A 23,420-nucleotide genomic window follows, 5' to 3' on the forward strand; every position below is an offset into this window, starting at 1 on the left:
AGAGAATTAACCTTCTTTTATTGAAGCTTCTTCTTTTCGAAAAAATGATCAATAAAATCTCACTTCACAGTCAGGATGGTCTTCTTGAAATTTATTGAGGCTGAACTGAAAGATGCTAGTGTTATAGCAAATGAAATTGTCTAAATCATTTAATAAAGAAAGTTTACCAATCCAACGAACTTGGGTACTGGAAATATCGAGATACTTTAAACCGGTTAAGCCTTCTAATCCTTTTAGATTTCTTACTTGGGTTCCCGCCAGACTCAAATACACAAGTCTCTGGACTTCTTCTAATGGTTGAAGATTAGATACGGCTGAAAAATCCAAAACTAACTTTTCTAAGAACATTAGCTGACTTAAAGGATCTAAATTTTCAATGGGACTTTCTTTAATGCTTAATTCCTTCACCTCTTTGATGGAAGTAATACTTTCCAAACTATTTAGCTCTACCCTATTTAAATGAACATTTTCCAATAAGATAAATTGAGCTAATGGAAATAAATCTTGAATACCTTCATCTTCAATAACTATACTATTTAAAGCAGTCAGGTCATGAATCTCTTTGATAGAAGGGCGATTACTAAGTGGAAATTGCAATCTAAAAATGGCTTTCCAAGTGTTATCTAACGCATCCCACCAAGCCTGTAAAGCTTTTCCATCATAAATAATGCTAGTTTTCGAGCTTTTGTTATCGAGGAATTTACCAACCACCTCTTTCTTGATTCCATTCCCATCTACATTCAAGTCCTTCAGATTATTCAGTTTTGTTAATTGCAAAAACTGCTCTTCTGAGAGCTGATTCTGAGCAAGATTCAAGCTATTCAGCTTCTTTAAGCGAACAATTGATTTTACGGATTTTAAACCGCTGTTTTCTACCTCTAAAACATTCAGTGATGTTAATCCTTCAATTGGCGTTAAATTACTAAGTTGATTGTTCGAAATTGATAAATATCGCAAACGGGAGAACTTTTTGATAGGATTTAAATCACTAAGTCCTCTATTATTAAGATTTAAACTGTCTTTCAACAATAATTTTGTTAAATGCTCTTTTTGCGGATTTTCCAAAGTAATACCCTCTAAATAGACTTCTAGAGCTGCTTTCCAATCGCTATTTAGGTTTTTCCACCACTCAGATAATTCTTCAGAGTTTACCACTAAAAGTTTGCTCGGGTTTGAATCAATAAATTCATTAATTTCTTTTTCTGAAACAAAAGTGTTATCAGCATAAATTTTTTCTAAAGAGCTGAGCTTATTTAGTACTTTTAAATTCTCCACTTGGGTGTTATTCACATTAAGAGACGTGAGTTCTTGATAGTTTTCCAACGGACTCAGATCTGAGATGAACGCAAAAGATATATCTAAATCTCGCAGGGTTTTAGGGCTCATTTTTGCAGTCAATTGAGACAAGTTACTCTTGGACAAATTAAGTTCCTCGAGTTTCACCATTTCATTAAAAACATCTGGCTGATTAAAAAAGGTCTGGCTTAAATCTAATTTAACAAGGTTTTTAAATTTTCCTAGTACTTCAAAATCTCTTATATCAGCACCATTCAAATACAATTCGGTAAGTGCGTTCAAATTTTCAAGAGCTGCTATTTTTTGTACTGGCGTAAAAGAAACATCAAGTATCCTTAACTTCTCAGCATAGCGCAAAAAACTTAAATCTTCAATTGTAGTGTAAGAAATATCTAAATGTCTAAGTTCGGTTAAACTGCTCAATGGGGATATATTTTCAATTTTTGTATGGCTAAGATCTACATACTCTAAATCGACTAGAAAACTTAAAGGCTCAAGGCTAACTATAAAATCATTATCGGCCAAATCAATTGAATCTAGAGAAGCTATTGAATTGAGCTTATCTATTTCGACACTATCCCCTTCTATCTCAAACTTGTTTCTAAATATATTCTTCCAACCTAAAGAAAGATTATTCCACCATTCCTTTATGGCTTCATCCCTACTTACTTTTGTTGTATAAATGCTGGCAATCTGCAGTTCATCTGATTCTTTATCCAAATTTATTTCTACAAATCGAGTTTTAGTATTTAGTATTGATTCTCCCTCAATTCCTGTTGCTTTTAATGTTCTATTGAGCTCAATTTTGAAAGATAGACCTCCATTATCTCTTAGAAAAGCTGCTGTTGTTTTAATATCAAAATCGAAGTTGGCATCTTCAAAAAAGAAATCAATATCCTTTAGATAAGCCGTAACATCTTTATTGATCAATACTTTACGATTCTCGGATAAATCATCCTCAATTTGTACTTTACTATCTCTGAAAATCTTTAAATAACTCTCTCTGATAATAACATCTTTATCACGATGACTTGCATCCTTACTACCCAATGTGTTTAGTAAATATTCCAAAAACCGTACTTGATCTTCTGCTTTAGATTGATAGGATTCAATTTCTTGCTTTTCAAATCCCTTAATCTCCTGAGCGGAAAGTTTATAAATTTGAAGAAAAATCAAACCTACTAGTAAAAAAAAGACACTATTTAGCCTCATATATAAATGCTTTCAGTTTTGTAACATCTTCCTTTTGGACTGGTGTCAAGTCCGAAATTAACCATCCGCTATTATAGCCTTTACGATTATAATCTGCGATTTGAAAATACCAGCCTTCACATTGAAAAAAATGAAATCTACTTGTGGTAACTGTTTTGAATTGAATGCTTTTGGAAGCCATTTCATATAAAAAAATAGACAATGGATCCACTTTGAATTCATCTGAAGTGAAATCCACAGCATTTTTTTGTTTTAAAGATTTATGCAAGTTCATAAAATCTAATTCATGACTCATGGGGTGTAAAAACGCTTTTTCTTCGCTTTTGCTCTTATTAAAAAATTGCTGATAGTGAGCTGAAGACACTTGTTCCAAAACCCATTCGTAACCTTCCCTTTCTTCTTGAATTTTAAAGAAAAGCAAAATATTCTCCTCTTTTCCGTTTCTGGTAAACACTGCATTCACTTCAGCAAACCATCCATCCTGTCGAAAATTCAAAAATTGAGGATTTGTCTTGTCCGTCACATCGCTTATGAATTTCCTTTTCTGTTCATTTGAGAGATTTCGATTTTGGCGATCAAAAAGCAAACTGATATAGTCCTCTCGTAAAGTGGAGGATCGAAATGATTTATCAGATTCATAAAACCGTTTTCCCTTCTGATCTTCTTCCCCATTAAATCGTCTGAAAAACTGATTCACCTGCTTGGTGGAAGCATACAATTCACTCTCATCGCGAGAACTTCCATCTTCCTGCACAATTTGCGCAGGAAGGTAGAGAGTTACACATAAAAATATGTTAAGAAAAAGGATTCGTATCATGAAGAAGTTTCTGTCACTCGAATATCACCCAGCATCACATCCCAAAACTCTATGGTTCTACCAGAAATTTGAGTCTTCTTTTTCTCTACGTAAATGGTAATGTCTTTTTTAGTGGTGTCTTTGTAATTCAATCCGTCATCAGAAGTACCTTCGAAACGCTGATAGACTGTTACAACTCCCACATATTTACCATCTGGTTGTTTTTCCAAGTCACTAATATAATGAATATCATACCAGCTAATTTTAACCTTATCGTAGTTCAAAGCCATCAACCGCTCAAAGTACTTCCTTACTTTGTAATACTCTACTTCCTCGGTAGTCAGTGAAGAAACACCCATTTCGCTTTCAGGAGCAAATAGTTCTTCTGCTCTGTCCATTACCCTATTAGCTTCAGAATAGGCCGTTTTTTTATCACCGATGATGCTTATATATTTACTTAAATCTCTAACTTTCTCTAAAGCTAAAGAATCAATGGCTTGTTTTCTTTGAGGAGATACATCATCAGTTTGTGCAGTAGCACCAAAAGAAAAACTTACTACAAGCGCTGTAATTGCTATATATTTTAATTTTAATCTTTTCATTATTTTAATTTTAGGTAGTTTGAAATATAATCTAATAATCTATACAATGAGGACTTAAAGTAAAGTACTGTCAATTAAATAGTTATAAGATTTACAAATGCAATTGTCAAATAATCACTTATCAATTATTTACGAATCAATTCAAGTTCCATGATTCTACCTTTATCGTTAGTTTTCACCTTGTAGATTTCATTCAGGTTCTTACCCTGATCTTTTAAATAGTTCATGTAATCCAAAATATTTGTTGGCTGGTCGTAATCCTTCAAACCATCAGCGGATTCATTAATTATAATGAGCACAGGCACATCAGGAGATGCGAACATAGATTTTGCTTCATTAATATTCCTATTGGCTTGGGCCGTATTATCTGAAGAATTGGCAATCGCATTGAAGTATTCACTTAATTTCCTAGATAATTCCTCCTCAGAAATCTTCTTATCTTTGGCATTTTCTGAAGTGCCCGCTTCCCCTAAATTCACTGAGACATTGTCAGGCTTTTCCTGTTGCTCTTCGGTAGTGGCCGTATCTTTAGATGCGTCCGCTACTTTCTTACTACTCTTACAAGCAAATAAGCCTGCACTCAAAATCAAACATAAGGCACTGAGCCTAAAAATAGATTTCAATTTATTCATTTCATACAATTGTTTAGTACAGCCCTAGTAACGTATAATTAGCAAAAAGTTATATTAATCGATAAAAATAATTGCTTTATCGACAAGATCAGATGATTGGTAAAATTATATGTTACCAGCCAAAAACATATACTTACCAAAAAAACAATTGCATGACCCTATGTGAATTTTTTTTGGTTATAATCGAGTACAAAAAATACTTCACTTTTTACATAGCAATCTTCAAGCAGATAGAATTACTTAACTAATCAATGTTTCAATAGCGGAAAAGAAAACTCCTTAGTAAAAATAAAATAATTCAAGAAAAAATATCACAGCAATTTACTACCTTTCACCGCACTTAATAACGCTGATATCCCATGGCATTAAATTCTATTATCCTACTAGTTGCCATTTTGGTCGGCATATGGTTATTCTTATTCATATTTCCTGTTAATATCTGGATTACTGCCATTTTCTCAGGGGTTAAGATCAATTTACTGGAATTGGTATTCATGAGATTTAGGAAGGTACCACCAGTCCTTATTGCTAATTCGATGATAAACGCGACAAAAGCAGGAATTTTGGATGTTACCACTGAAGAAATGGAAACCCACTATCTCGCCAATGGAAATCTACCCAATGTGATTAAAGCTTTGATCGTAGCAGACAAAGCAAATTTAAGACTGACTTTCAAACAGGCAACAGCAATAGATTTGGCAGGCAGAGATGTTTTACAAGCAGTTCAGGTATCAGTGACTCCCTATGTAATCATTGTACCTGCCATTACTGGGGTATCGCTAGATGGAATCCAATTGGTAGCTGTGGCAAGGGTAACCGTTAGGACTAATCTGGAGAGACTTGTTGGTGGTGCAGGAGAAGAAACCATAAAAGCAAGAGTTGGACAAGGTGTTATTTCATGCATTGGAACTGCGAAAACTTACTATGAAGTATTAGAAAACCCTGAAAACATTTCCAAAAAAGTATTGGCCGATGGATTAGACTCGGGTACAGCATTTGAAATCTTATCTATTGATATAGCCGATATCGACATCGGAAAAAATATTGGAGCTTTCTTGCAGATCGACCAAGCAGCTGCTGATCTCAATATCGCTAAAGCTAAAGCCGAAAAACGAAGGGCGATGGCAGTCGCGCTGGAGCAGGAAATGCTGGCTCGTGTCCAAAAAGCAAAAGCTTCAGTAATCAAAGCTGAGGCTGAAATACCTGTTGCTTTATCTGGAGCTTTTAGGACAGGTCGTTTTTATTGAAAAGAAAGTTTTGAATTTGTCAATTTGGTATCAAGAAAGACCTTATGGATCAAAAAGTGAACTTATCGATTGACCATTTGAATAATTCCGTCAATATGTTTTAAGATATTTTTTTACCTTTCAGAAAATAAAAAAATACTATGAAGCATTATTTCTATATTTTCATTTTACTTTTTGCGGTTTCATGTAACGCCTTGAAAAACAATCAAACTACTGAGCCTGAATTATCTAAATACGATAAATTAATAAAGGGGAAAGAGAAATTCAGTGGATTTATAAATTACTACTGGGATCCAGAAAAGGGTAAAATATACCTTGAGATTGATAAATTAAATGAAGAACTCATATATGTAACCTACTTGTCTGCGGGTTTAGGATCCAATGATATTGGCTTAGACAGAGGACAAATTGGTAATTCCAAAATCATTAAATTTGAGAAGATCGGAAATAAAATCATGGTTTTTGAACCAAATTATAAATTCCGAGCCAACACTGATAATGCAGCAGAGAAAAAAGCCGTTAAAGATGCATTTTCCCATTCCATCATTCACGGATTTGAAATTGAAGCCTCTAATGATTGGTCACATTTAGTCGATGCCACTGATTTTTTTATCCGAGATGCACATGGTGTAAGTAAAAGATTAAAGCAATCAAATGAGGGGGCTTTTAGTTTAGATAAGAGTCGTTCAGTATTCAATATAGAGGGTTCAGGTAATTTTCCTGAAAATACGGAACTTGATTTTTGGATTTCATTTAATGGGGAAGCAAAAGGCAGGGAAATTTATTCTGTAACTCCTGATGCTGATAATATTACCGTTCGACAGCACCACTCATTTGTGCAATTGCCTGATGATGGATACCAGCCAAGAAAATTTGACCCAAGAGCAGGATATTTCGGCACAACCTATAAGGATTATGCCGTTCCGATCAACGAAGACATCAATCAAAGACTGATCAACCGACATAGATTACAAAAGAAAGAGCCAGCAGCAGCAAAAAGCGAGGCTGTTGAACCAATCATCTATTATTTGGATCCTGGGACACCAGAACCAGTTCGTTCAGCATTGTTGGATGGAGCCAGATGGTGGAATCAAGCATTTGAAGCTGCGGGCTACAAAAATGCTTTCCAAGTTGAAATGCTACCAGAAGGTGTAGATCCTTTGGATATCCGATATAATGTAATTCAATGGGTACACCGGTCATCACGCGGTTGGAGCTATGGCGCTAGTGTGACTGACCCTAGAACCGGAGAAATTATCAAAGGACATGTAAGCTTAGGTTCATTAAGAGTTAGACAGGACTTCCTAATTGCAGAGGGATTATTAGCGCCTTACGATAAAACCGGTAAAAACGATGCCATGGAAGCAATGGCATTGGCTAGAATCAGGCAATTATCAGCTCATGAAATTGGTCATACTATCGGTTTAGCTCACTCTTATTCTTCAAGCACTGAAAATGATGCTTCTGTGATGGATTATCCTCACCCAAATGTAGAATTAGACGAAAAAGGAAATATCACCCTTGATAATGCCTATGCTGAAAATATTGGTCTGTGGGATAAATACGCCATTCGTTATGGTTATGAAGAAATACCTTCTGGTAAAAATGAAGAGCAATACTTGAAAAGTATTATAAACGAAGCCAATGAGAAGGGATTAACTTTTATTTCCGATAGAGATGCAAGGGCAACTGGTGGTGCTCATCCATATGCTCATTTATGGGACAATGGCAAAGATCCAGTAGTTCAACTAAACCATTTGCTCAATGTAAGGCAAAAAGCACTTTCCAAATTTGGCGAAAATGTTATTCAATACGACAAACCGTTGGCACAAATTCAAGAAGCTTTAATTCCGATCTATTTTCTTCATCGCTATCAAGCAGAAGCAACTTCAAAGCTGATTGGAGGATTAGATTACTCTTATAAAATGAGGGATGATAATTTAAAGGAAATGAGAATTGTTCCAGCTGAATGGCAATTAGAAGCAGCTAATAGTTTAGCCAACTCTGTTACCGCTGAAAACTTAGCGTTACCAGAACAATTATTAAATACATTATATCCTAGACCTTTAGGTTATTATGATGGTAGAGAACTTTTAAATGGAAGAACAGGATTGACTTTTGATGCAATTGGTGCTGCAGAACAAGCTTCATCAATGGTTTTTGACCTTCTTATGCATCCTCAAAGATTAAGTAGATTAGTGGAATATCATGCAAGGGATAAAAAATATCCTGGGATTCAGGAAACTATGGATATCTTTCAGGCTACTTTATTTAGTTCAAAAGTGAATAATGACTATCAGGAAGCAATACAATTGACAACTCAATCTGTTTTTGTGAATAAATTGATGAGCAGTGTTCAAAAAGGAAGTCTTTCTCCTTTGGCCAGGGCGGAGCTGCTTGTGGTTTTACGTGATATTTCATCTAAATTGTCTAAACCTAATTACCGAGACAGCAAATTAAAGAAAGCTCAAAATCAAATGCTTGCAACTCAAATTAAACTATTTATGGAATCACCTGAGGAGTATGATATCGCACCTATTCCTGCACTTCCACCTGGTAGTCCGATTGGAAGTTGTGATTATTAAAAAATACATGATAAAATATTTTAATTACATCTAACGTTAAAGTTGAAATATTTTATCATGTATTAAATTGAACCACAATGAAGTTAATTTGTATTCTAGCATTAAGCCTTTTACCCGCTTTATCATTTTCACAATCAATCGTAAGCTATCATCAATCGCCAAATGGTGGAGAGCTGGCTTATGCATATGAGATCAATGATAAATTTAGACCAGAAATCAGACTTTATCCCAATACTTTGATAGAAAACTTGTATTTGAAATTGATGCTAAACTATGATTTTGTCAAAAAAGAATCATTTGAGTTTTACAGCGGCCTATCCGCATTTACAGGAATTGAGGAGGATATAACCTTAGTTATTCCTGTTGGACTAAATCTTTATCCTTTTGAGAACAAGAGTTTTGGCTTTCTAATGGAATTCTCACCTAGCTTTCCTTTTGATGGATTTGGAGCGTATTTTGGGGGAAGTTGGGGAATTAGATATAAGTTCAATAAAAAAGAATAATATAACATAATTCAAACTTGAGTAGAATAGGTAACTGGCCTATTGCGCATATGGGTTTATTTTCGCCCCATAATCTGTCAGGTTTGAAGCACTATTAGCTAACTTCTATGCTTACTATTGCTTTGCAGGAATTAAGCTTTTTCCAAGATCAACTGTAAGTCAGAAGGAATTTCCATTGGTTGCAATGGTGGTACATTAGCACCTCCTGTATTTCCAACGGGAATTTTTCCGACAAAAGATTTTACTCCGCCCACCAATAGCCTTGGAATTTGACCTACAATTTCTTTAAAATCTTTGATCTTAAATCCAAAGTTCAACATTAACCAATGCACATAGGAATGTTGAAAGGGAAATGCCTGTCCAATGATGTGAGCTCGTTCTAAATGCCTCCAAGCAAGTTGGTAATGCTGTGCATTAAGTTTCATTCTAAATTCGCTAAGTTCCTTCTCATAGTAAGGCCTTAAACCATCCGGAAATTTATAGTTAAAATTCATACTGATATTTTAAAATCCATTATGTTCCAATAATCCCTTTTTAGTAGCTAAAAAATAAAGATCATTCCAAGGAACTGAATTTCTATCTTTGATTTGATGTGGATATTCTTCATCATGATTGACCAAAATCTTTATGTACTCCTTTTGATTTAAAGCTAATAGATGCGTTTGAAGAGATTCATTTTCCCAACCCAAAGCATCCTTTACTTCATTATAGGATTGCACAAAATACAATTCATCCATTAAATCGATTTCCTGATCGTTCATTACTATTATATTTTCTTTCTTTCCAACTGTAGCTCCCAAAATTGGCTAATAGACCAAATATCACAACATAAAAACTATAAAACAACTGCAATAAACCAAAAGCGAATAAACTAAACTTTTGTTTTTGAGACTTTAGAATAAGTGAAATAAATAGCCCTTCCGTAAGAATTTTAAAAATAATGATCGGTAAAAGAATCAAAAATTCAAAGTTAATTAAACTATAAAAGACAGCCGTGATATAAATTAAATGAAAGGACCATACCGATAATGCAGGTAAACTGTCTTTCAAGTTAGCCGTAGCACTCCATTTAGCAGCCCAACGCTTTCTTTGTTTATAAAACAGATTTAAATTTTCCGGAGCAATTGTTTCGACTACCGCTTCCTTTTGAAAAAATATACCACCAGGATATTCAGATTTAATTTTCTGCAACAAGAAAATATCATCCCCAGATGGTATTGCTAAATTATCAGCATAGGGGTTTAGTTCTTCAAAGATGGATTTTCTAACAGCCAAATTGGCACCATTTGCCATGCTAGGATTACTGAGCTCGATACTGACTGCACCCGTTCCTATCAAAGGTGCAAATTCTATTTGAAATATTTTGGATTGGAAATTATTAGACTTGAACACGACACTCCCACTAACTAACTGAATTTTCTCAATTCCGAAGGGTGCCTGCATATTCTTTACCCAATCCACTGGAAAAACACAATCTGCATCGGAAGTCAAAATGATCTCTGCCTCTGCATGTTTAATACCCTCTGCAATAGCTGATTTTTTTCCATTTAAGATTCCAGACAGACTAAGGACTATAATCTTAAAGGGAAAATTAGCTTCAAAGGATTGAATGATTTTTTTGAAATCATCATTAGAATGATCATTAATCAAAATCACTTCCAATAATTCCTCTGGATAATCTAAACCAGACAGACTTTTGAGCAAACTATCTAAATTTTTGGACTCATTCCTAAAAGGAATTATTATTGCTACGGATTTAAGTTCTCCACTTTCATTTAATTGAGGCAAACTCTTCCATGTTTTAGAGGCGAAAAGCAAGGCTAATCCATAGAGCATAATAACTAAAGAGAAAAATGCAAAAATCACGTATTTTTCAATTTAAGTTGAGGAATAAAAAATAATCCCACTAATGCGGGCAAAGCAATATTTATCAGCCATAAAATCAACCCAGAGGCGATAATCGGTGCAACTTCTACATTTAGACTGTCGAAGAATAAGGCTACGCTAAATTCCCTAATTCCCAAATCACTTAAGAAATTAAAAGTTGGGAGAACGGATTTAGCTAAAAACATGAAAGCTATACCCATAAATTGTAGAAAGACATCGATTTTTAGGTTCAAAACAGATAACAAGAGTAGAAATTGAGTACTAAAGATTAAGTACCTGAGAAAGGATAGCCCCGTTAAAATGGTGATCAGTTTGAAGCCCATCCTGTTGACAGGCTCGATATATTCGTGAATTTTTGGGTGTTTTCGCTTCAAGAATAAGAGAATGAAAATAATTATAATTATAAAACCCAAAATGCTTAAAAATGGATAAGTGATAGAAAAAGGAATTTCAATCTCGACCAAGCTCCTCTGAGAATAAATGAATAAGGCTAACAACCCAAACAAAGCAGTAGGTAGCATTTGCATCATGCGAGAAATTAAGATCAATCCTAATGCCTTTTTCCGGTCTTGATGAGTTATTGAAAACACTTTAGCGAAATAATCTCCTATGGCGTGGGGTGTCACAAATCCAAGTGCGACTCCCGCCAAAACCCCAATTACTGCATTTGACATCGTGATTTGGGTAATAGGTTGAATGGAGTATTTCCATTTCAAAACTTCCATCAACCAATTAAATGGCATTAGGAATATGACTACAAACAAAACAACTATATTTTGATTAAATAATTTGAAGGCAGCAATAAAGCCTGATGGGTCTGCACTAATTTTTTCATATAAAAAAATCAGCACCAATAGTGTTATAAAGACTTTAAGGCCAATCAGCAGATATTTTTTCAAGCTTCTGTATAAAAATTAAAAAACCACCATACAATGATGCACATTAGTAGGTGGTTTTCAAAATATCAAGAAAATTTCTGTTTCTATCTTCTATATTCTTCCAGCTTATTCAAAGCGGTTTGGAGTTCTCTTTTAATTTTAACTTGCTTGTCGTGTGATCTCTTTCTTAAATCTTCCAGTTCTTCATCTACTCTTTCTTTGTCGCGTTTAGCTTGTTTAGTTAATCGAAAGCTATTCATAAACATGATATAGACGATTACTAACCCAGCCAATAAAATCACGACTAAAGACCACATGACAATATTATAAGTAGTTTTTGTCATGGGGATACCAAACAAGGGCATTTCATCTACCACACTTCGTGCTTGCTCTAATTCAGCCTTTAAATCATTCATTTGCGCTTTGGCAGAATCTCTTTCCTTTTCAGCTGTCAATTGTACATCTTTCGCTGAAGAGACTTGCTGATTAAGATTGTTTATAGTATCACTTAAAACTTCTCCAAAAGAATTGACTTTAATGATTGGAATAACTTTATACTTTTCAAAAGTCTCGCTGCTTTCTACCATATTTTGGTATTGCTCAGATAGCTTAGCATCCTCTTGAGCAAATGCATCAAACTGAATTGCAAAAGCAATCATTGTAAAAATAACCAAAAGTGTGTATCTCATAATAAATCTATTTGTCGTAAAAAGTACCCATTTAATTGGCTGTAAATATAGTTTGAACGAATGGAATTAAAAAAACTTATGCCAAAATGAATTATAATAATCCATAATTCCATCAACAATTTGTAGCGATGAAAGTTGTTGCAACATGAAAATAGAATATCAAAAAATTACCTTAAAAATAGCAGCTATCTATAATATACTATGGGGAGGCTGGGTCGTTCTGTTTCCTCAACATTTCTTCGATTTAGTTGGTATGGAAAGAATTAATCATCCGATGGTCTGGCAAGGGATGGGAATGGTCATTGGCGTTTATGGTTTAGGATACTGGTGGTCATCACATAATCCACTTAGACACTGGCCGATAATAATGGTAGGCTTTCTAGGAAAGATATTTGGACCCATAGGTTTTATATTTAATTATGTGCAAGGATTCGTTCCATTTGAATTCATTTTTACATTAATTACCAATGATTTCATATGGTGGATACCATTTTTCTTAATTTTAAAAGACGTTCATGTTAAAACAAATTGGAACTTATCTTGAAATGAAGGGTTCAGTGTGGCTGATAGCCGGATTCTATTTGATAGCAGGAGTTAATCATTTTATTAATCCGCAATTTTATTGGCCACTGATTCCACCCTTTTTCGAAAATCCCGAAGAAATTAATAAGATTAGTGGGATAGCCGAAATTCTACTTGCAGGAGGACTTTTCTTCTACCCCAGCAGAAAAACTACTTCTTTTATCACGATTATTGTACTTTTGGCTTTTGTTCCTTCACACATCTATTTCATTCAAATTGGTTCCTGCATTGAGAATGGTCTATGCGTTCCGGAATGGATTGGATGGTTAAGATTAATAGTTGTTCATCCCGCTTTAATTTTATGGGCATGGAGAGTAGGGAAGTCAACTGTTTCCTTGTACTGATGCTGACGAGTAAAGTCAAGTGCCAGTTCATTGAAAATTTCTGCTTGATCGATGTTGCAGATATGACCGGCCTCCATGATTTCTTTATAGATTACTGAGGGGTGATTTTTAGCAAAACTTTTAGCAGAATTCAAAAAGATGTAATCCTCTTTACCCATCAATGCTAGTGCTGGAAAGTTAATTTCTTGACAATAAAACCTATCCAAAAGCTTGAAAAACTCGCCATATAAACCAACCCATTTCATGTATTCAGTTGGAGTCAACTTTTGGGCTTGCTTTTGGTAAATTTTTCTTGATGTTTGATGTGTTCTGTAAGGCATCAATAAGTATGAGAAGATGCTATACATCCATTTATAGGGTAAAAACAAATTGAAAATCCGAGCCAATTGAACAAAAGATTTTATCAAGTTATTAGCTTTGAAAATACCTCCAGCAAAAATTGCGCTCGCCACCAATTTTGGGTGCTTGATGCTTAAATCTTGCATGATGACACTGCCAAAGCTTAAGGTAATAAAATGTGCCTTTTTAATTTTATGCTCATCAAGCAAGTCTTTTAAATCTTTTGAAATGAGATCAAAATTATATTTCTCTATTTCGGGTTCGATATTTTTAGATTTCCCGTGATCTCGCAGATCAACGAGTAAAATATTATAAAATGATTTAAAAGTTTCTATTTGATATTTCCAGGTGGCTGTGCTTCCACCTGCTCCATGAACAAAAACTACCCATTCTTTGGAGGAAGCATTCAACTGAACAACAGCATGGAGAGATGTTTTTTTCATATTGACTAAACATCGACCATTAGCTTTTGTTAAAAGATTTATTTTCTATGAGAAACTGCATAGATCTGGAAAGGTAAATCAGAATGCTGAAAAAACATTTATCTTTATAGAAAGCGCTGTTAAAATATCTCTCTTAAATCCTACAAATGATTCAATACATAAAAGAATTATCAGATTTTGGCTTACTAATACTAATCTGGTTGGTGCAATTAATTATCTACCCATCTTTTACATACATGAATAATGAAAATCTATTGTCTTGGCATCCAAAGTACACAACCATGATATCTGTGGTAGTTATGCCCTTAATGCTAATCCAGCTCTTTAGTACTTTCTACTTGACTTATAATGATTTTAACTTGATTCTTCTCACACAATGTATTTTAATCATTTTACTCTGGACCACTACCTTTTTTCAGGCCGTGCCGCTACATAATCAGATTGAAACAGCTAATGAAATGCAAACCGCAGCGACTAAATTGGTTCAAATAAATTGGAGGCGAACTATAATGTGGACATTTATCGTAATTTTGAATTTCATCGGTAGAATAGACAACATTAAACATTATATGTAGTTACATATACCTGCAATAAAAATAATTAATGACCTCCTCAGACGAATTCGGCACTAAGCCTATAAACTACTTATTAAGAAAACAAGCAGTTCCATCCGCAATTGGAATTCTAACGCTATCCATATATGGCATTGTCGACACTATTTTTGTAGGTAATTATGTAGGCTCAGTAGGGATCGCTGCCATCACTGTAGTTATTCCTATAACATTTTTGATTTCTTCAATTGGGATGGGGATCGGAATCGGTGGTGCTTCTATTATTTCAAGAGCTCTTGGCTCTGGCAAAACAGAAAAAGCCAATAAAACATTTGGTAATCAGCTTACCTTAACTTTCATTTTAGGAATATTTTTTAGTTTGGCGTGTTGGATATTTATAGAACCGTTACTTGCAGCTTTTGGAGCAAAGGGAGATATTCTCCAACCAACCGTTGAGTATTTCACAATCCTATTATTGGGAATCCCTGTATTGGCATTTGCCATGATGTCCAACAGTATTTTTCGCGCAGTTGGATACCCTAAGGTTGCGATGGTAGTCATGATTGTTCCCGCAATTGTAAATGTCATTTTAGACCCGATTTTTATTGCGGTTTTAGGATGGGGAATTGAAGGAGCTGCTTGGGCAACTACATTTTCGTACCTTTTTAGTGCTGCTTACGCAGGTTATTTCTTTTTGAAAGGCAAAACTGGATTTATATTAAAGAAGTCAGATTTTGTTTTGGACCTAAAACTTACTGGAGAGATTTTTTCTATAGGATCAGTAACCTTTGCCCGTCAAGGAGTAGTGAGTTTACTGTTTTTAGTATTGAATAATTCTTTATTTAAATATGGAGGAGAAAGTGCTATTGCAGTGTACGGAATTATAAATAGGATGATGATGTTGGTAAATGTCCCTGCAATAGGGATTACACAAGGTTCCATGCCTATTATAGGCTATAATTATGGGGCGGATTTATTTAAGAGGGTTAGTTTGACTTTAAGAAATGCCATCATTTCTGCTACAGTACTTTCTTCTGTTATCTACGCAGGCATCTTGATTTTCACACCTCAAATAGTCAGTGTTTTTACTAATGATCAAGATTTAATAAAAGAGACTGTTCCGGCATTAAGAATTACATTTTTGATGACACCTTTAATCGCATTCCAGCTAATTAGTTCAGCGTATTTTCAGGCGTTAGGCAAAGCTTTGCCTGCACTTCTATTAACATTGACTAAGCAAGGTTTCTTTCTGATACCTCTTCTCTTGATATTACCAAGTTTCTATGAAATTAATGGAATATGGATTGCGTTCCCTATTGCAGACCTCGCAACGGCAATTGTTTGCATGAGCTATCTATTATACGATAGTAAGAAAATTGTACTTAATCCATCATCAGTATAACAAAAATCACATCTCCTTTTATCCCAGATAAGTTGGTATAAGTAACACAGAATCGCCTTCGGTGTATTATGGTAAACATTAGCATCTTTTATGTGTCTAACTTTGTATTAATAAATTTTAATTATGAAGTATATATACATTATTTTATTACTAGTGACCGTAAATTACTCTTTCGCGCAACAAAGAGGAGGTTATGGAGGAGCCGGAAATTCGCAAATTACTGGGAAAATTGATGGAACTATTTTAGATGAAAAAAATTCTGAGCCTGTTTCGTATGCAACTGTAGTTGTAAAATCACCAGCAAGTGGTGAAACCGTTAACGGAGTTGTAACTGGTGATGACGGCAAGTTTAAGATCGTAGGTTTAAAACTTGGAAAGTATATTATCGAAATTTCATTTGTGGGTTACCAAAAATTTACACAAGAAGTGGAATTGACACCAAAGGAGCCTGATTTTACTTTCGAAAAAATACAGCTAGTAACAGACACAGATCAATTAGAAGAAGTAGTTGTTGCGGGTAAAAGAGAAACCATAGAAAACAAAATAGATAGAATAGTTTACAATGCCGAACAGGATGTTGCTAACATGGGTGGGGATGCATCGGATGTTTTAAGAAGAGCACCCCTCCTAGCGGTTGACCAGGACGGAAATGTTTCCCTGAGAGGAAACTCAAACGTTCAAATACTAATAAATGGAAAACCAAGTAGTATGTTTGGAGCAAATACGGGAGATGCATTGAAAATGATTCCTTCTGATCAGATTAAAAGTGTAGAAGTAATCACCTCCCCTTCCGCCAAGTATGATGGTGAAGGTACTGCCGGTATTATCAACATAATTACTAAAAAACAAACCCCCCAAGGTTTTGCAGGAAATGTAGATTTAACTGCAGGTACTCGAATTAATAGAGGTGTTGTTGGTATTAATGCAGGAAAAGGTAGATTGGGCTTTAATGCAAACGGTAGTTCATTTTATTCCTGGCCGCAGTATGCAACGACAGATTTCTACCAAAGAACGGTAGTTAATGGTCAAGAAAATATTCGCGAACAAAATGGAGAAAACTTGAGCAATCGATTGGGTTACTTTGGAAATATGGGTGCATTTTATGACTTCAACGCTTACCATAGTTTATCGACTAGTCTAAGGTTACGCGGATTCAATAGTACTTCATCTGGAACCAATACAGTTTCACAAAACTTAGGAGGAGATGAGAGCTCATTTCAAAGATTTCAAGACAACTTCTCACAAAACTGGGGATATGAATGGTCATTAGACTATGTAATGAAATTTCCAGAACAAGAAGGAAGAGAATTTTCAGCTTCATACAAAATAGATGGTAATGTTAGAGATCAAGAATTTGAGATTAATCAAGAGAATCCAGAAAACTATGAAGTTGGACGAAATGTAAATGATGGAAATAACAGAGAAAATACTGTACAACTTGATTACACTCATCCAATGGGAGAGAATTTCAAATTAGAAACTGGTTTTAAATCCATTATTCGCGATATAGATAGTGATTTTCGCTACGAAGAGCAGCCAGAGGGTGCAAATTCATACCAAGTAGTGGATAATAGAACAGATATCTTCTTCTATAATCAAGATGTATTTGCAGGATACATTTCTACTCAAACTAATATCACAAAAAAATTAGGCGTGATAGCAGGAGTTCGATACGAGTACACAGGCTTAGAGGGAAATTTTGAAGAAGCTACCGAGCAAGCATTTGGCCCTATTTCTTATGAAAACTGGTTACCCAGCATCATAGTCAGTCAAAAGTTTGGCAAGTTCAACTCCCTAAAGCTAGCTTATAATCGAAGAATTCAAAGGCCTAGTTTGGGTAATGTAAATCCATATGTAGAAATAGGAAATATTCGAAATATCAGCTTTGGTAATCCCATGCTAAATCCTGAATTATCTGATAATTACGAACTCGGTTATAGTACATTTTTAAAAGGCACATCGTTTAACCTTTCTTTCTTTTACAATGATATCAGCGAAGTCATTCAATCCGTGATTTTCGAAGACCCAGAAAGAGATGCTACTGTGACTACTTTTGATAATGTGGGAACACAGCAAAACGTAGGGAGTAACGTATTTATATCCACTAAATTTTTTGATATTTGGACTGTTCGCGGTGGAATAAATGCTAATTATTTCATGTCAGAAGGAATTATTCAAGGGCAGGAGGTTGAAAACAATGCGTGGTTGTTTAGCGGTAATATTAATTCAAATATTGAATTACCAAAAGACTGGGTTATAGATGCTTTTGGATTTGCGAGACCTAGGAGACAAACCTTGCAAGGATATAACCCGGCATTTTCAATTTTTGGCATGGGAATAAAAAAGCAGATCTGGGAAAAAAGAGGAAGCATTGGTCTTTCTATAATAGAACCTTTTAAGGCTAGAAAACCATTTGAAAGTGAATTAGGAGAGGAAAATAGCGATTTCTACCAAAGAAATGTCTTTGCGATTCCATTTCGTTCTTTTGGAATTAACTTCAGCTATAAATTTGGTCAGCTAGATTACAAAGCAAGGACAAAGCGAAGTCGAATCTCTAATGATGATCAAAAATCTGGAGGAGATGATGGCCAATCGTTTTAATTGGCTGTAACGACCTAAAAAAAGGGTCGGATACGTAACGTATCCGACCCTTTTTTTTATGCAAAATACATTTTCAACCAAAATTGAGGCAGCACTTCTGCTTAAGTTTGGAATTGAGTAAATATGATAATTTAAATATCAACAGAGTGAATCGCCCACATCATAGACAAACTTAAATTCATTTATCATCCCTTTGAAAAAAGGGATCTGGACCAATTGAAACTTGTTTCAATTATTTCATGGCAGCTACCTCATCAAACAAGTCTTTAAAACTAGGATTCATATTTTCGTAAACTATTATGACAAGATCACTCGCATTCTCGAAGATTTAGCTCTAGCCAAATTTATCAGTATTGGGATAAACTTAATAGAAATATACTCCTGAGTGAATTGCTTATAGCATAATCATGATAATATAGATCTAGTCAATTATCTTTGCTACATGCCAAAATTTGACTTTTCTAAAATAGATTTACCGATAATCAAAATTCTTCCAACACTACTGCAAAGAATGAAAGAGGAGCAAAACCTCATATTAAATGCAGAAGCTGGTGCTGGAAAAAGCACCATCATCCCATTAGCGTTACTGGATATGCTGAAAGTGGATCAAAAAATTATCATGCTGGAGCCAAGAAGATTAGCAGCAAAATCCATAGCACAAAGGATGTCCCAGCTTTTAGGAGAAGAAATAGGCACCACCGTTGGTTACAGAATCCGCTTTGAGACCAGAGTGACCAAATCTACCAAAATAGAGGTTGTAACTGAAGGTATCCTCAACAAAATGATGGACAGTGACCCTCATCTCACAGATGTAGCCATAATCATTTTTGATGAATTTCATGAAAGAAGTATACATGCAGATGTTGCTTTAGCTTTAGCCCGCTTCACTCAACAAAATTCAAGGCCTGATATAAAGCTATTAATCATGTCTGCTACCTTGAATCAAAAATTATTGGCCAAAGAACTTAAGGCAAAAGTGGTGGTTAGCGAAGGTAGGCAATATCCTGTCGATATCGTCTATGCTGGAAATTTAGATCAAAGATTGATCGCAGAATTAACCGCAGAACAAATTAAAAGATCCTTAATAGAAGATGAAGGAGATATTTTGGTTTTCCTTCCGGGTCAGGGCGAGATTTTAGGAATACAAGATTTGCTAAGAAAAGCTAAAATAAAAGCAGAAATCTGTCCACTTTACGGCCAGCTTCCATGGCCAAAGCAGTGGTCCGCCATTCAGCCCCACCCAAAAGGAAAACGTAAAGTCGTTTTAGCCACCTCCATCGCAGAAACAAGTTTGACAATTGAAGGTATAAAAATTGTAATTGACACAGGACTAAAAAGAAATTCAATTTTTGATCCCAATTCGGCCTTAAATAGCTTAATAACTCAAAATATCTCGCAAGATGAAGCAACACAACGAGCTGGGAGGGCAGGAAGAGTAGCTGCTGGAAAATGCTATAGAATGTGGACTCAAACAGAACAAAATTTAAAACCCAGCCACAGATTGGCTGAAATCCTTTATGCTGATTTAGCCAACTTAAAATTGGATTTGGCTGCTCGAAACATTCATGAAAGTAAAAAACTTTTTTGGCTGACTCCTCCCCCTTTGGATAAGCTGATATATGCTGAAAACTTATTGAATCAATTGGAGGCTATAGACGCTGAGAAGCATATAACTGAAGTTGGTAAACAAATGCACCAACTCCCATGCCATCCAAGATTGGCACATATGCTAGTGAAATCTACCGAAAATTTATCTCTTGCTGTTGATATTGCAGCTTTACTAGAAGAAAAAGACCCGCTGTATAAAAAGGCAGGTGCTGATATAAGCGAAAGAATTGAAACCCTTAGAACACTAAGAAATGAAAAAAGATTGGGAAGAAATTTTAAAAAGATAGAAAAAATCGCTTCCTCCTACCGATCACTTTTCAATATTGATGAGGACAATAGCGAAATTGATCCTTATGCAATCGGATACTTACTAGCCATGGCCTACCCTGACAGAATTGCTTCCGCAAAAAGAGGCAATAATGCTCAGTTTCAATTGTCAAATGGCAGTATAGCGGCTATAGGGCATAAAGATGAATTAGCTGATGAAAGCTGGTTGACTGTAGCTAATATGGATGCCAGAAGTGGAATGGGAAAAATATTTTTAGCGGCTCCCCTTAATCCCAGAGACTTAAAACCCTTGGTTAAAAATAAACGCTCAGTGAAATGGAATTTTGATGATGATGAGTTTGTAGTCAGTGAAGATTTAAGTATCGGAAATATCATTTTAAAAAGTGAGGAGCTGGACCAAGAATCAAGCCCTTTTGAAAAAAGAAACGCTATAATTAGAGCATTGCAGCTGCATTACGAGGAACTTCTTAGACCTGATGATGAATTTGCTAATTACCTACAAGAACTGAAAATTAAAAGTGATGAATTGCTTGATTTAGATCTGAAATTTCTAGGTATAACTGCTGAAAGGTGGTTACCAGTGGGAATTGAAAATGATCAACAGGTATTAAAAAAGATTCAACAGCTTTCTTTAACATCAATTCTCCGAAATCTAATTACATCCTAGTCTTCAAGGCCTCTAAATTTAAGCATCACGAGCAGAATGAAATATATCTGAAATACTTCACTACGGAATTCATATAAATATTTTATCCTATCCATTAGAAAAACAAATAATAATACAAGCGAATAGTTTTATAGTTTTGCACCATATGATCAAGGCGGAAAATTTAAAACTTATATCAGGAATCTTTAATACTGGCGAAGCAACAAAAATATTATTAGGCCTACTCAAAAACAAAATGGACTTTCACAATATGGAGATTGCGCATCTTAAAGAAACTGGCTCCGGAAATCTTGAGAAATCAGAGCAACGACTTAAGGAATTGAAGCTACTTGAAAAGGAAATTAAGTTAATAATAGAGGAAGCCATGCATGAGCAGCTCGACTTACGAATTGAGAGTACTATCAATATCAATCCAATAAATAAATAAAACCAATGAATTTTGGACTGTTAGTTGAAAATTTAAGCAATCCTGCCCTTCTTTTTTTTCTTTTTGGGATTATTGCAGTGATGCTAAAAAGTGATTTACAAATACCAGAGAGCTCATCAAAATTTATATCTCTGTATTTATTATTTTCCATTGGTTTTAAAGGTGGACATGAATTAGCACATGCTGAATTGGGTTGGTCGGTATTTTGGACGGTGCTCTTCGCTCTGGCTACCTCTGTATTAATTCCAATCTATTCATTTTTCATACTGAAAGGAAAACTAGGCTCACAAAATGCAGGTGCTATAGCAGCTTCCTACGGTTCCATTAGTGCAGTTACTTTTATAACAGCAGTAAGCTTTCTCGAGCTGCAAAAGATCAGCTTTGGTGGACATATGGTTGCTATAATGGCCATGTTAGAAGCCCCAGCGATCATGGTGGGTGTACTATTGCTGAATATGTATAAGGAAGAAAAATCTGAAAAATTGCTTGATCGATCGGTAGTATCTCATGCCTTTACCAATGGAAGTGTACTGCTAATCCTTGGAAGTCTCGTTATAGGCTGGATTGCAAGTGATAGTCAAGCAAAAGGGATAGAACCATTCACCACAGATATCTTCAAAGGTTTTTTAGCAATATTTCTGTTAGATATGGGTATATCTAGTGGTAAAAAATTAGGGAATCTTTTTCAACATGGAAAATTCATTTTCGCATTTTCAATTCTAATGCCATTATTTAATGGAGTAGTAGTAAGTATTCTTAGTGGATTGATCACTTCAGAAGTGGGTGACCGGTTTTTATTAAGTATTTTGTCAGCAAGTGCATCTTATATTGCAGTTCCTGCCGCTATGAAAATTGCTGCACCAAAGGCGAACCCCAGTTTATATTTACCTATGGCTTTAGCGATAACATTTCCATTTAATATAACCCTGGGCTTTCCAGTGTATATGAAAATAATTGAAATGAATCTACTTTAGAATTATCAACGAGGCATTAATAACATCATATAAAATAAAATAGCAAATCCTAAACTCCAAGTAGTTCTATCGTACGGGCTTCCAGGGATATAGCCAATCAATAGTCGATGGATGCAAAGAAGGTGCGACTTTTCCTTTTCAAATGCAGTATAATTGAAATAATGATTATTGATTGCTTTCCTCTTCATCTTCTTCTTCATCCTCATCTTCATCCTCTACCACAGGAGGAAAAGGAAAATGAGTAAATCTTTCGAACAGGCTATCCGCTTCAAAGAAAGTGTTGATGGAAAAACGATTTGGATCTATATCTTCAATTTGGAAATAAGCAGTATCCGTTCCTCTCCATACAAAAACCACCGTATCAATTGCAGTTTGTGCAGTTTGAGCAGATGGTACAAACCAAAATCCTCTTAATGTATCAGTAGAAATTCCACAAGTATCAGCAGGATTAATATAAAAAAGGGAATCCTTATCGCTGGTAGCCGAGGTAAAATTAAATATGACCTGTCGAGGAACTTCACAAGAATCAAACGCTACTTCTTCAGAGAATAACATTCTCTCATCCAACATCCATCTCTTAGTTTCCTGATTGGAGAGTAATCTTTGCACCTCTACCCTTCTGAATGCATCGAAAGTGGGTTCATCAGGTAAACAAGAGAGCAGCATAAAACTCAAAGGAAACAAAAACAAAAATCTCTTCATTTGGCAAATATAATATTTTATGAACTGGAAGAATTAAAAACAGTGCCAAGATTCACAAAAAATTCCAAGGAGATCAAAAACATAAAATAATCAATTTTTTTATACATAAAATTATATTTTAAAATATAATTCACTTATCTTCAATCTATAAAGTGTAAGTTTGTT

The 23,420-nt window shown here is 34.9% G+C and carries 23 protein-coding genes; 11 read left to right on the forward strand and 12 right to left on the reverse strand.

What is annotated here, in order from left to right:
• Nucleotides 1-48: 48 nt before the first annotated feature.
• The 4 genes from Q3Y49_RS15350 to Q3Y49_RS15365 all read right to left on the reverse strand — a co-directional run bounded on the left by Q3Y49_RS15350 (nucleotide 49) and on the right by Q3Y49_RS15365 (nucleotide 4,538).
• The gene (locus tag Q3Y49_RS15350; protein WP_303269367.1) at nucleotides 49-2,508 is read right to left on the reverse strand and encodes a leucine-rich repeat domain-containing protein; all 2,460 of its coding nucleotides are present in this window, start codon (nucleotides 2,506-2,508) and stop codon (nucleotides 49-51) included.
• On the reverse strand, nucleotides 2,495-3,325 hold the full coding sequence (locus Q3Y49_RS15355; RefSeq protein WP_303269368.1) for a hypothetical protein: 831 nt from the start codon (nucleotides 3,323-3,325) through the stop codon (nucleotides 2,495-2,497). Before Q3Y49_RS15355 ends, Q3Y49_RS15350 begins: the two co-directional genes overlap by 14 nt.
• The gene (locus Q3Y49_RS15360; protein ID WP_303269369.1) at nucleotides 3,322-3,906 is read right to left on the reverse strand and encodes a hypothetical protein; all 585 of its coding nucleotides are present in this window, start codon (nucleotides 3,904-3,906) and stop codon (nucleotides 3,322-3,324) included. The genes Q3Y49_RS15355 and Q3Y49_RS15360 overlap by 4 nt, the downstream gene beginning before the upstream one ends.
• 125 nt (nucleotides 3,907-4,031) lie before the next feature.
• Entirely contained in the window at nucleotides 4,032-4,538 is a 507-nt protein-coding gene (locus Q3Y49_RS15365) for a nucleoid-structuring protein H-NS (protein WP_303269370.1), read from the reverse strand.
• Nucleotides 4,539-4,897: 359 nt separating this feature from the next.
• Here Q3Y49_RS15365 and floA point away from each other — a divergent pair, with 359 nt between their 5' ends.
• The 3 genes from floA (at nucleotide 4,898) to Q3Y49_RS15380 (ending at nucleotide 8,873) form a co-directional block, all read left to right on the forward strand.
• Nucleotides 4,898-5,785, forward strand: coding sequence for a flotillin-like protein FloA (gene floA / locus Q3Y49_RS15370; protein ID WP_303269371.1), 888 nt, complete (start codon nucleotides 4,898-4,900; stop codon nucleotides 5,783-5,785).
• 140 nt (nucleotides 5,786-5,925) lie between these two features.
• On the forward strand, nucleotides 5,926-8,370 hold the full coding sequence (locus tag Q3Y49_RS15375; RefSeq protein ID WP_303269372.1) for a zinc-dependent metalloprotease: 2,445 nt from the start codon (nucleotides 5,926-5,928) through the stop codon (nucleotides 8,368-8,370).
• 77 nt (nucleotides 8,371-8,447) lie between these two features.
• A complete protein-coding gene (locus tag Q3Y49_RS15380) occupies nucleotides 8,448-8,873 on the forward strand; it encodes a hypothetical protein (protein ID WP_303269373.1) in 426 nt (141 codons plus the stop codon).
• A 131-nt stretch (nucleotides 8,874-9,004) separates the two neighbouring features.
• On the opposite strand, the gene Q3Y49_RS15385 is transcribed toward Q3Y49_RS15380, so the two are convergent.
• The 5 genes from Q3Y49_RS15385 to Q3Y49_RS15405 all read right to left on the reverse strand — a co-directional run bounded on the left by Q3Y49_RS15385 (nucleotide 9,005) and on the right by Q3Y49_RS15405 (nucleotide 12,327).
• Entirely contained in the window at nucleotides 9,005-9,367 is a 363-nt protein-coding gene (locus Q3Y49_RS15385; RefSeq protein ID WP_303269375.1) for a DUF3703 domain-containing protein, read from the reverse strand.
• 9 nt (nucleotides 9,368-9,376) lie between these two features.
• Nucleotides 9,377-9,634, reverse strand: a complete 258-nt coding sequence (locus Q3Y49_RS15390; protein WP_303269377.1) for a hypothetical protein — start codon at nucleotides 9,632-9,634, stop codon at nucleotides 9,377-9,379.
• Entirely contained in the window at nucleotides 9,603-10,739 is a 1,137-nt protein-coding gene (locus Q3Y49_RS15395) for a glycosyltransferase (protein WP_303269379.1), read from the reverse strand. The genes Q3Y49_RS15390 and Q3Y49_RS15395 overlap by 32 nt, the downstream gene beginning before the upstream one ends.
• Nucleotides 10,736-11,659: a lysylphosphatidylglycerol synthase domain-containing protein gene (locus tag Q3Y49_RS15400; protein ID WP_303269380.1), complete on the reverse strand. Its 924-nt coding sequence runs from the start codon at nucleotides 11,657-11,659 to the stop codon at nucleotides 10,736-10,738. The genes Q3Y49_RS15395 and Q3Y49_RS15400 overlap by 4 nt, the downstream gene beginning before the upstream one ends.
• Before the next feature lie 83 nt (nucleotides 11,660-11,742).
• Nucleotides 11,743-12,327 carry a hypothetical protein gene (locus Q3Y49_RS15405; RefSeq protein ID WP_303269382.1) on the reverse strand — a complete coding sequence of 195 codons (585 nt, stop codon included), beginning with the start codon at nucleotides 12,325-12,327 and terminating at the stop codon, nucleotides 11,743-11,745.
• Nucleotides 12,328-12,472: 145 nt separating this feature from the next.
• On the opposite strand from Q3Y49_RS15405, the gene Q3Y49_RS15410 reads away from it, so the two are divergent.
• On the forward strand, nucleotides 12,473-12,871 hold the full coding sequence (locus Q3Y49_RS15410) for an alkyl hydroperoxide reductase (RefSeq protein WP_303269384.1): 399 nt from the start codon (nucleotides 12,473-12,475) through the stop codon (nucleotides 12,869-12,871).
• A complete protein-coding gene (locus Q3Y49_RS15415) occupies nucleotides 12,843-13,253 on the forward strand; it encodes a DoxX family protein (RefSeq protein WP_303269386.1) in 411 nt (136 codons plus the stop codon). The genes Q3Y49_RS15410 and Q3Y49_RS15415 overlap by 29 nt, the downstream gene beginning before the upstream one ends.
• Here Q3Y49_RS15415 and Q3Y49_RS15420 read toward each other — a convergent pair.
• Nucleotides 13,193-14,035, reverse strand: coding sequence for an alpha/beta fold hydrolase (locus Q3Y49_RS15420; protein ID WP_303269388.1), 843 nt, complete (start codon nucleotides 14,033-14,035; stop codon nucleotides 13,193-13,195). The genes Q3Y49_RS15415 and Q3Y49_RS15420 overlap by 61 nt on opposite strands.
• A gap of 146 nt (nucleotides 14,036-14,181) precedes the next feature.
• Here Q3Y49_RS15420 and Q3Y49_RS15425 point away from each other — a divergent pair, with 146 nt between their 5' ends.
• The 6 genes from Q3Y49_RS15425 to Q3Y49_RS15450 all read left to right on the forward strand — a co-directional run bounded on the left by Q3Y49_RS15425 (nucleotide 14,182) and on the right by Q3Y49_RS15450 (nucleotide 22,553).
• Nucleotides 14,182-14,610 carry a hypothetical protein gene (locus Q3Y49_RS15425; RefSeq protein ID WP_303269390.1) on the forward strand — a complete coding sequence of 143 codons (429 nt, stop codon included), beginning with the start codon at nucleotides 14,182-14,184 and terminating at the stop codon, nucleotides 14,608-14,610.
• 28 nt (nucleotides 14,611-14,638) lie between these two features.
• The gene (locus Q3Y49_RS15430) at nucleotides 14,639-15,988 is read left to right on the forward strand and encodes an MATE family efflux transporter (protein WP_303269392.1); all 1,350 of its coding nucleotides are present in this window, start codon (nucleotides 14,639-14,641) and stop codon (nucleotides 15,986-15,988) included.
• A gap of 123 nt (nucleotides 15,989-16,111) precedes the next feature.
• Complete coding sequence (locus tag Q3Y49_RS15435; RefSeq protein WP_303269394.1) at nucleotides 16,112-18,589, forward strand: TonB-dependent receptor; 2,478 nt, start codon at nucleotides 16,112-16,114, stop codon at nucleotides 18,587-18,589.
• Between the two features lie 442 nt (nucleotides 18,590-19,031).
• The gene (hrpB, locus tag Q3Y49_RS15440; RefSeq protein WP_303269396.1) at nucleotides 19,032-21,152 is read left to right on the forward strand and encodes an ATP-dependent helicase HrpB; all 2,121 of its coding nucleotides are present in this window, start codon (nucleotides 19,032-19,034) and stop codon (nucleotides 21,150-21,152) included.
• Between the two features lie 235 nt (nucleotides 21,153-21,387).
• Nucleotides 21,388-21,579, forward strand: coding sequence for a hypothetical protein (locus Q3Y49_RS15445; RefSeq protein ID WP_303269398.1), 192 nt, complete (start codon nucleotides 21,388-21,390; stop codon nucleotides 21,577-21,579).
• A 5-nt stretch (nucleotides 21,580-21,584) separates the two neighbouring features.
• Nucleotides 21,585-22,553: a sodium-dependent bicarbonate transport family permease gene (locus Q3Y49_RS15450; RefSeq protein ID WP_303269399.1), complete on the forward strand. Its 969-nt coding sequence runs from the start codon at nucleotides 21,585-21,587 to the stop codon at nucleotides 22,551-22,553.
• A 5-nt stretch (nucleotides 22,554-22,558) separates the two neighbouring features.
• Here the strand turns inward: Q3Y49_RS15450 and Q3Y49_RS15455 are convergent, their stop codons facing one another.
• Together Q3Y49_RS15455 and Q3Y49_RS15460 are read right to left on the reverse strand one after the other, a co-directional pair.
• Entirely contained in the window at nucleotides 22,559-22,741 is a 183-nt protein-coding gene (locus Q3Y49_RS15455) for a hypothetical protein (RefSeq protein ID WP_303269401.1), read from the reverse strand.
• The gene (locus tag Q3Y49_RS15460; RefSeq protein WP_303269402.1) at nucleotides 22,719-23,255 is read right to left on the reverse strand and encodes a hypothetical protein; all 537 of its coding nucleotides are present in this window, start codon (nucleotides 23,253-23,255) and stop codon (nucleotides 22,719-22,721) included. The genes Q3Y49_RS15455 and Q3Y49_RS15460 overlap by 23 nt, the downstream gene beginning before the upstream one ends.
• Between the last annotated feature and the right edge of the window lie 165 nt (nucleotides 23,256-23,420).

It is taken from the genome of Marivirga harenae, assembly GCF_030534335.1.
GTDB classification, from domain to species: domain Bacteria; phylum Bacteroidota; class Bacteroidia; order Cytophagales; family Cyclobacteriaceae; genus Marivirga; species Marivirga harenae.